General features: G+C 66.8%; 2 protein-coding genes. One reads left to right on the plus strand and one right to left on the minus strand.

Translation table 11 applies throughout. The annotated features are described in order from the left end of the window. On the minus strand, window positions 1–304 hold a 304-nt coding region (locus tag BMYO_RS12655), incomplete at its 3' end, for an NUDIX domain-containing protein (RefSeq protein WP_420807313.1). Between BMYO_RS12655 and BMYO_RS11340 the strand changes: the two genes are divergently transcribed. Then, window positions 228–1052, plus strand: an 825-nt coding sequence (locus tag BMYO_RS11340; protein ID WP_169834146.1) for a transposase, incomplete at its 3' end; no start/stop codon positions are given. The two genes, BMYO_RS12655 and BMYO_RS11340, sit on opposite strands and share 77 nt — an antisense overlap.

Consider the following 1052-nt stretch of genomic DNA (forward strand, 5'->3'; position numbering starts at 1 on the left):
CCACGGCAATACCGGTTTCTTCCCGGAATTCGCGTATGGCCGTTTGTACTGGAGATTCTCCGGCCTCTCCCATGCCTCGGGGAAATTCGAGCCTTCGCCAGTTTGTGTGGTGGGGTGTTGGGCCTCGGCGTCTTCGCCGGGGCTTTTTCGTGTGTGGGTGTGAGAGGGGCGTTCTCCTGTATGGTTTGTTTCCGCCAAGAAAGTAGAACCGGAACAAGGGAACGCCTGTGCCAACCATATCAGCCGGCGCGCTCAAGCGCATGCTCAGCCTGCCCTCCAACATCGTGGTCCGCAAGCCCCGCATCGGGGAGGATACACATGGCGGCACCGTGGTAACGGTGCCGGTGCGCCCGTACGCGAACGACATGGACCGGTGCGCGAAGTGCGGCAGGCACGGCCGTCCGTACGACTGGCTGGGCACGCGACGCTGGCGTCACCTCGACCTCGGGTGCGCCAGGCTCCTGCTGGAGTACGCGCCGCCGCGCGTCGCGTGCCGCGAGCACGGGGTGACGGTCGCGATGGTGCCGTGGGCGCGCAGGAAGAGCGCGTACACACGCGACTTCGAGCAGCAGGTCGCCTGGTTGAGCGTGCACGCGCCCAGAAGCGCCGTGTCGGCGCTGATGCGCATCGACTGGAAGAGCGTGGGCCCCGTGTGCAAGAGGGTCGCCGACGACCTGCGGGCCGAACAGGGCGGAGGCCTGTTCGACGGGCTGCGCTCCATCGGCGTGGACGAGACCAGCTACAGGAAGGGCCACAGGTACATGACCGTGGTCGTCGACCACGACCGCGGCAGGGTCGTATGGATGCACGAGGGTCACGGCGAGGGCGTCTTCCGCCTGTTCTTCGAGACGCTCACCGAGGCGCAGCGCGCGTCCATCCGGGTCGTCACCGGCGACGGGGCCAGGTGGATCGACTCGTGCGTCGGGGAGTTCTGCCCGCAGGCGGAGCGCATCCTCGACGGGTTCCACATCGTCAGCTGGGCCACCGACGCGCTCGACAAGGTACGCACCATGGTCTGGCGTGAAGCGCGGAGAACTGGCGAGGCCAGGAAA

Source organism: Bifidobacterium myosotis (assembly GCF_002259745.1).
GTDB classification, from domain to species: domain Bacteria; phylum Actinomycetota; class Actinomycetes; order Actinomycetales; family Bifidobacteriaceae; genus Bifidobacterium; species Bifidobacterium myosotis.